The 7,455-nt window shown below is 43.4% G+C and carries 8 protein-coding genes; 3 read left to right on the plus strand and 5 right to left on the minus strand.

Translation table 11 applies throughout. The features are described 5' to 3' along the window. Positions 1-115: 115 nt before the first annotated feature. The 3 genes from FD12_RS07655 to FD12_RS07665 form a co-directional block, all read right to left on the minus strand. Complete coding sequence (locus tag FD12_RS07655) at positions 116-601, minus strand: universal stress protein (protein ID WP_056982459.1); 486 nt, start codon at positions 599-601, stop codon at positions 116-118. A gap of 84 nt (positions 602-685) precedes the next feature. Continuing rightward, on the minus strand, positions 686-1,195 hold the full coding sequence (locus tag FD12_RS07660) for a YbhB/YbcL family Raf kinase inhibitor-like protein (RefSeq protein ID WP_054749088.1): 510 nt from the start codon (positions 1,193-1,195) through the stop codon (positions 686-688). Positions 1,196-1,535: 340 nt separating this feature from the next. Then, positions 1,536-2,150, minus strand: coding sequence for a hypothetical protein (locus FD12_RS07665; protein WP_056982461.1), 615 nt, complete (start codon positions 2,148-2,150; stop codon positions 1,536-1,538). A gap of 103 nt (positions 2,151-2,253) precedes the next feature. Here FD12_RS07665 and FD12_RS07670 point away from each other — a divergent pair, with 103 nt between their 5' ends. The 3 genes from FD12_RS07670 (at position 2,254) to FD12_RS07680 (ending at position 4,988) form a co-directional block, all read left to right on the plus strand. Then, entirely contained in the window at positions 2,254-2,709 is a 456-nt protein-coding gene (locus FD12_RS07670) for a GNAT family N-acetyltransferase (protein ID WP_056982463.1), read from the plus strand. A 347-nt stretch (positions 2,710-3,056) separates the two neighbouring features. Beyond that, positions 3,057-4,415, plus strand: coding sequence for a uracil-xanthine permease family protein (locus FD12_RS07675; protein WP_056982465.1), 1,359 nt, complete (start codon positions 3,057-3,059; stop codon positions 4,413-4,415). Positions 4,416-4,496: 81 nt separating this feature from the next. Beyond that, positions 4,497-4,988 (plus strand): GNAT family N-acetyltransferase, encoded by a 492-nt coding sequence (locus FD12_RS07680; protein WP_225427386.1) that lies wholly within the window; start codon positions 4,497-4,499, stop codon positions 4,986-4,988. Between the two features lie 163 nt (positions 4,989-5,151). Here FD12_RS07680 and FD12_RS07685 read toward each other — a convergent pair whose 3' ends face one another. Both FD12_RS07685 and FD12_RS07690 read right to left on the minus strand, forming a co-directional pair. Continuing rightward, positions 5,152-6,183, minus strand: coding sequence for an acyltransferase family protein (locus FD12_RS07685; protein ID WP_056982467.1), 1,032 nt, complete (start codon positions 6,181-6,183; stop codon positions 5,152-5,154). A 214-nt stretch (positions 6,184-6,397) separates the two neighbouring features. Continuing rightward, positions 6,398-6,946 carry a MarR family winged helix-turn-helix transcriptional regulator gene (locus FD12_RS07690; protein WP_054749087.1) on the minus strand — a complete coding sequence of 183 codons (549 nt, stop codon included), beginning with the start codon at positions 6,944-6,946 and terminating at the stop codon, positions 6,398-6,400. Positions 6,947-7,455 lie beyond the last annotated feature (509 nt).

Consider the following 7,455-nt stretch of genomic DNA (forward strand, 5'->3'; position numbering starts at 1 on the left):
TCTTGACGTAATATAGTTTGTCTTAATATATAAGAACACCCTCCCAAAAATCCAAGACCAGGATTTTAGTGAGGGCTTCCTTATATAACCGCGTCAAAGCGCCTTTTTCGGCACTCTAATTATTTTCCACCGGTTTATACGGTTTATTTTCCTTGTTGGTTCTTACCACCATGACGTCACATTTGGCGCTACGGTTAACGAATGATGACACTGAACCTTCCAATACTCGTTGTAGGCGACTCATTCCCGTTGCGCCCATCACGATCAGGTCTGACTTGTGGTCCTTTGGAAATTCGAAGGCAATAACTGTCTTTGGATTACCAAAACGAATATGGATTTGAATGTCATCCAAATCCGCTTCCTTTTTAATCCTGTCCACTAACTTATTGAGATAATCGGTGGTGTCTTCAACGAGGTTGTTGATAACGTCACCATCTACCATGCCACCATAATTGTAGCCATACTGCTGGGTGCTTAATACATGAAGCACATCTAGATGAGCACCATTATTGTGGGCAATAAGGGCCCCTTTTGCGAGTGCGTCCTCTGATTGGGCTGATCCGTCGACTGGGACCAAGATGTTGTTGTAGTTGGATTCCATGAAGCTGCCTCCCTTGTGGTCATTTATGTGTTAATTATATCACTAATTAAAAGTCCAAACGGCTTGCCCAAGGAATTATTTATCCTATGCACGAGCTGGAATAACAAATTCTGCTGTTTCCAAAATATGTCCCCGCATTGCGTCTTGAAGCTCATTGAGCCAGAAACCATCCTTTAGGGGTAATTCTGTGTCCAAAGCATAAACTGATAAATGATAATTGTGGGTTTTGTCAGGAGGGGTTGGTCCATTGTAATGCCAAGCGGTTACGGGATCGTTGTTACCGATCAAACCACCGGCAGTGCTGTTACGTCCTTGGACCATCGGCACCTTCGGCTTTTGACTATTATTCTCAGGAATTTCCGTGACATCGGGTGAAATATTGGCGGCGGTCCAGTGAATCCACATGAAACCACTGACTGGAATAGCATCCCAATCAACCAATGTTAAAGCAAGGGATTTGGCATCCTTGGGAGCATCGGTAATTTTAATTGGAAATGAAACGATTGGCTGATCACCTAAAATATCTGCAGGTGATGCATACTTACTGTACTTATCGGCTAAAAGCCCCTTTGTTAATGGTACTTGAACCTTCATATTCTCATCTCCTATGAAAAGTGAGCGGATCCAAGCGGGAATAATCGGAATATAAGTCTCCTTCAGCAGAAATCCCGGTTTTGGGGATTTTTGTTGAAGGTGCTTATATGCAGATTATTGCTTGGAGGAGCTGTCCTGAAATAAGTGAGCGGATCCAAGCGGTTAGAAGTCGGAGTGTAAGTCTCCTTTGAGAGAAATTCCGGGTTTGGGAATTTTTCTCAAAGGTGCTTACATGCAGATCTCTGCTTGGAACAGCTGTCCTCAACCCAATAATATGTCATCTCAACTGACTTCTCAAATTTTAAGTTAAATAGATTCAGCCAGTTTCCAAAAGATCACATTATTTGATGAATTTCAGCACATAATAACCCTGGCCATTGGACGAGATCGTGTAGTTGACGTAACCGTCTTTGAGCCATTGTTGCTTCGTCGCGTTTGCCCAATTCTTGGCATCGTTCACCGATGAAAATGTGTGGGTCGTTGCGAAAGGATCTGGGGCTTTTGGTTTGGCAGGTGCCTGCTTGTTCGCTTTATTGAGCAATTGTTGCTCACGGCTTTTAACGGTTTTGTTCTGTTCATTATTGATCGACTTTTGAAGTTGACCACGTTCAGCAGGGGTTAACCCACCAGCTTTGGCATCGTCTATTTTACTGGAGAAGGCGGAAACTCGATTGTCTTCCACTTTTTTGGTTAGGCTGCCCTTGGAGTTGCGACCCTCAATGGCATTTTTTGATTTGTCGATGGTTTTACTGATCGCAGCCGTGGAGGATGAATTCGATTGATGGTTGTTGCGGGTCATCAGCCAGTTAATGGAAAATGCCAGTCCAATCGCGATGATTAAAATGAGCAGGGCAAACCACCAGCCGCTGTATTGTTTTCGACGTTGACGGCGGCGATCCTGTTCCGAATTAAAATCATATTTTTTGTATCTTGGTTCATTGTCATGCCTATTCACATTAATACCTCATTTAGATTCGATTATTGCATCTCAACCTGATTGAATATATTATAACAGAAAGCAATGGGGTTGTATTTTTCACGAAAAAAGGATGGCAGTTATGACACAAATTGAAGTAAAGCAGTTTGCAGCATTAAGCACCAAAGAACTATTTGAAATTTATAAATTACGAGTCGCCGTTTTTGTTGTTGAACAAAAATGTTACTACCAAGAAGTTGACGATGACGACTTGATTTCATATCATGTGATGTTCAAAAACGCCGAGGGGGACTTGATGGCTTATGCCAGAATCATTCCTGAAGAAAACCAGTCAGTTGCCCGAATTGGCAGGGTCGTGGTGAACCCGAAGTACCGGGGCGGTGGCCTTGGAAGAGAGTTGGTGCAAGCCACCTTGGATAAGTCCAAGGAACTATTCCCAGAAGCAGCCAAAATTGTGCTGGCCGGCCAAGAGTATCTGAAGTATTTCTACCATTCATTTGGGTTCAGGGATGTCAGTGACGTTTACTTAGAGGATAATATTCCCCATATCGATATGGAGTTGGCTTTAAAAAATTAGATTGACATGTTTCTGCAGTATATTATACTTAATGACAACTAAATGAATCTTTAAATCTGGTCCGAGAGGCTGGCAAGATGACGACATTCAAACACAAATAGTCGACCCTTGCTGGGTGCGGCTATTTTTTGTTGAAGTGTGTGGAGCAAAGCGATTAGCAATCGGAGTGTAAGTCTCCTTTGGAGGAATTCCCGAGTTTGGAATTTTTCCAAAGGTGCTTACACGTAGATTGCTGCTTTGCGGAACACCATTCTGCAATGTATCAGGGTGCTTATGTGCAGGTTATTGTTTGGTAGCACATCATTCAGCGATCTCCACCAGATGGACAACTTCAAAGGAGCGGAAAAATGGCAGACAAGAACGAGTTTCACGACGATCGGGCGATACTAGATATTCATGATATGCCGAAATTCTTCCCATGGGTCGGTTTATCATTGCAGCACATGTTTTCCATGTTTGGATCAACGGTGATTGTACCGTTATTGGTTGGGTTGAGCCCAAGCATTGCGCTGTTTGCCTCAGGGGTCGGCACGTTGCTTCATATTATGATCACCCAGCGAAAGATTCCTGCTTACATGGGATCAAGTTTTGCCTTTATTACACCGATGCTGGCATTGATGAAGACGACGGGTTATCCAGGCATTGCCCAAGGTGTGATCGGCGTCGGAATTGTGTATATGATTGTTGCCGCGATTATTTGGGGAGTCGGGTCAGACTGGGTGGATAAAATTTTGCCGCCAATTGTGGTTGGTCCCATCGTCATGGTCATTGGCTTGTCCCTTGCAGGGAGTGCTGCCCAGGATGCGATGATGAAAAACGGCAAATACAGTTTATTGTACTTTGGTATTGCCTTGGCAACGTTATTTTTAGCCATTATTTTTAATATGCTGTTTAAAGGGTTCATCGGCCTGATTCCGGTCCTGCTTGCAATTGTTTGTGGGTACGTGATCTCTGTGTTCTGTGGCATTGTTGACCTGCATGCGATTGCCAGTGCGCCGTGGTTCAAAATTCCTGCATTCGATATCCCAGGGATTGATTATAAATTTAAGATTGATTGGGCGGCCATTTTAGCCATCACCCCAATTGCGTTTGTAACGATGACTGAGCACATGGGGCATATCATGGTGCTTGATGAATTGACCGGTCGAGACTTTTTCAAAGATCCCGGATTAAACCGAACCCTTGCTGGAGATGGTGCTGCGTCACTATTTGCCGGGTTGGTTGGGGCACCGGCTATGACCAGTTATGGTGAGAACATTGGCGTGATGGCCATTACCAAAATTCACAGTGTTTATGTGCTGATGGGAGCCGCCATGTTTGCAATCCTGTTCGCATTTGTGAACAAACTAAATGTCTTAATCATGCAGATGCCAATGCCCGTTATTGGCGGGATTAGTTTCCTGTTGTTTGGAACAATTGCGACGGCCGGAATCCAAGTAATGGTTGAAAATAAAGTGGATATGAATTTGAAACGGAACTTGATGATTGCTTCAACCGTAATGGTAATTGGGGTTGGAAATGCTTATCTGCAAATCAAGAGCTTCCAATTCACCGGGCTGGCATTTGCCACGATTATCGGAATTGTCCTGAACCTGGTATTGCCGCAAAAGGCTGCCAGTGAACGGGGACACGAACAACACTTAGCTGCTCAAAAGGCTGAAGAAGAAAAGCAACGCCTATTACACCAGAAACGAATGAAACAATAAACTGATTTGGTTAGAAGCTGAAAAAGTCCCAAAAGATGTAGTTGAAACATTTAGGTTGGGCTAATTGTCAGGAGGGATACGATGCTGGAACCCAGTCACCAAATGCAAATTGCTTATAAGCACGCGACCACTAAAGCGGATTTTGAAGCCGCAAAGCAACTCTTGATTGAGTATGCAAATTCGCTTGGATTTGACCTGAAGTTTCAGGACTTTGCTACTGAGCTTAATGAACTGGCAACTCGCTACAATCAACCCAGGGGCGACTTGATTATGGCGTATGTGGATGGCGAGCTTGCTGGTGCCGTTGCCGTGCACGAATTTGAACCTGGAATTGCCGAAATGAAGCGGCTGTATGTTAGAAATGGTTTCCGTCAATTAGGGATTGGGCGAGAACTGGTTGCTAGAATTTTGGTGAGTGCCAAAGAGCTTGGCTATCGGTCAATTCGATTAGATACTTTGAAGGAAATGCAGGGGGCCCTCAAAATATATCGGGCTGCCGGATTTAAAACTATCGATTCATATCGATTTAATCCCTTGGATGGAGCGGAGTATCTGGAGCTTCAATTGCGTTAATAAGTGAAGGGACGGCTCAATCGAGGTTCTGATCCCAAAATTTAAATACAAAGCCACTGCGGCAATTTAACGAAAAGGATCAACTATTCCAAAATCACAGGAATAGTTGATCCTTTTTATCGAATGGTTTCGCTTCAGCTTCCAAACGCGTTTTCCGCCATTTTTATTTAAATGCATATGAATCAAGATATAAATGACGTTGATTCATGAGCTTTTCCGTCATTGGTTTCTCTAGGGTAACGATGATGAGTGGGACCATTACCGCAATCGTGACCTTGGTCAGGACGTCTTCAACGCCGGCGCGACCCAGGATGTCTAATAAGAAGTTGTGCATATACATAATGATCATGGTGTGTTTACCGATCAGCGACAGGAACCAATTGATTGGCAAATAGGTGGTCAAATGGGAAATCCCCATCACCGCAAACGAGAAGATCAGTGGGATGGTTGTCATCATCAAGACTTTTGGCTCGGATGATTGAATCAAGTGAGACTTCATTGAAAATTCAAAGCTGAAATTTTGATTCAAGTAGAACCAAATGAGCGCACCCGCAGACATGACCAGCCCTGCAATTGGGAGTGGCTTTTCGATCCATTTCCAATTTGTGTGGAAAAATAGATATCCAATATAGGTGAAGAAAGCCGCGATGAGGACAATATCTGCATTCCAAGGCATTGTTTTGTAGTTATATAAAGTTAACCAATCAATCTTGTCGTAGCAGGTTGCCAGAAAGACACCGGCCCCAACAACTGCCAGCTGAATCACTCGTGATTTGGTGATTGAGATAAGCAGGGTAACGGCTGTAATCGAGAGCAGATAAACGTTCACAAACCAGAACGTGCTGGTGTATAGATTCAGCGTTCGGCCACCCACAATCAACCGTGACAAATGGTTAACCAAATATTGCCAGTCTTTATTATAAAGGATGCTGTACGCCAGGATTAAAACGATTCCGGCACTAAAGTAGATTGTCAGATCCCGATAGATCCGTTTGTTGAAAAATTTCTTCCAAGCAGTGAGTTTATGAATATCAATTGGTTTGAGGAAGAAGCCGCCAATAATGAAGAACAACGGCATGTGCCACCAATAGATAATGTTAGTTGTATTTCCGCTTGCCAAGGCGTGGCCGAGAACAACGGCGATAATTCCGTAAGCTTTGGCAATGTCGATCCATTCAATTCTCTTCTTAACCATAATAATTCCGCGATCACCTTCCGTGTGAGATTTGGACAGTTTCAATGTTCAACTCTATTTTTACTATATTAACCTTAAACCAGGCTTAAGCGGAAGAAATGTGCCTGCTGAAATGGGACGCAAAGTGGTTAAAAATGGGGATGAAAGATTTTCAAACTAAAAAATCCCCACACGCCAGACAGGCATGCAGGGAAAAGCTTATTGATAAATGAGGTTATTCACCGAAACCTCTAGGTCCATGGAAGCCACCACGATGGCCGCCAAATGGGCCGTGATGAGGACCACCAAAGCCATGGTGATGATGTGGAAATCCATGAGGGCCTTCTTCTCTGTCCGGAAGTTTACCTTCTAAAGATGTGTTGAGTTTGTCGAAAAGCTGACTTAACTCGTTTATCTCATCATCAGATAATCCCTCAAAGATGGTATCAAGCATTTTGTCGGCAGATTCATCATCGTTTTCGATGATCTTTTTGCCTTCATCGGTGATTGAAACCTTAGTGACGCGTTTATCATCTTCGTCGGTGGTGCGGGTGATCAAGCCGCGGTCTTCCAACTTGGATAATAACTCAGTAAGTGAAGAAGGACGGATGTCCAAAATTTCAGCTAATTGAGATTGGATGAGGGTCCCTTCTTTGGCAAGAACGCCTAATGCCCGACGCTGGCCGTGCATATGGTATGGACGGTCTTGCATCTGAGCCAAGCGCTGAGTGCGATGAATAAAACCGAAGATTTTTCTTAGAAGTTCTGCGTTTGTTTTTGTCATATACTTACTCCTTAATTGATATATTTAGGTACCTAACAACACAGAGTATACGCGAATTTTTGTGGATGGCAAGCAAAGTGATTCGGTACCTAAATACTTTAAGAGATTCCATCCATCTTTGACATCATGAATTCATAATCATACATCAAAGCTGAATATAAAAGCGCAAAAGTTTGTAAAACAGTGGGCATCCTCTTACAATGAAAACGATACCAAGCAAATACACAAAGTCGTGATAAAAGGCGGTGGTCTTGAGATTAACAGTGGTCGGGTGCCGAGGCTTCATGAAAAAGTGGCCCTCGATTAACAATACTCATAATGCATATTTTAGGACAGCTCCTCCAAGCAGGGATCTGCATGTAAGCACCTCAGAGAAAAATTCCCAAATCCGGAATTTCTCTCTGAGGAGACTTACACTCCGATCCCTAACCGCTTGGATCCGCTCATTTTTTCCGGTAGTGTCCAAAGTTCTATGAAAAATTAGTTTCTAGTAACCTTTCTGATCTGGC

This window comes from Lentilactobacillus rapi DSM 19907 = JCM 15042 (genome assembly GCF_001436255.1).
GTDB lineage: Bacteria > Bacillota > Bacilli > Lactobacillales > Lactobacillaceae > Lentilactobacillus > Lentilactobacillus rapi.

Excerpts from the sequence above, each read along its gene's own strand:
- FD12_RS07685 (WP_056982467.1), bottom strand. The coding sequence starts at position 6,183 with ATGGTTAAGAAGAGAATTGAATGGATCGACATTGCCAAAGCTTACGGA.
- FD12_RS07690 (WP_054749087.1), bottom strand. The coding sequence starts at position 6,946 with ATGACAAAAACAAACGCAGAACTTCTAAGAAAAATCTTCGGTTTTATT.
- FD12_RS07675 (WP_056982465.1), top strand. The coding sequence starts at position 3,057 with ATGGCAGACAAGAACGAGTTTCACGACGATCGGGCGATACTAGATATT.
- FD12_RS07670 (WP_056982463.1), top strand. The coding sequence starts at position 2,254 with ATGACACAAATTGAAGTAAAGCAGTTTGCAGCATTAAGCACCAAAGAA.
- FD12_RS07680 (WP_225427386.1), top strand. The coding sequence starts at position 4,497 with ATGCTGGAACCCAGTCACCAAATGCAAATTGCTTATAAGCACGCGACC.
- FD12_RS07655 (WP_056982459.1), bottom strand. The coding sequence starts at position 601 with ATGGAATCCAACTACAACAACATCTTGGTCCCAGTCGACGGATCAGCC.
- FD12_RS07660 (WP_054749088.1), bottom strand. The coding sequence starts at position 1,195 with ATGAAGGTTCAAGTACCATTAACAAAGGGGCTTTTAGCCGATAAGTAC.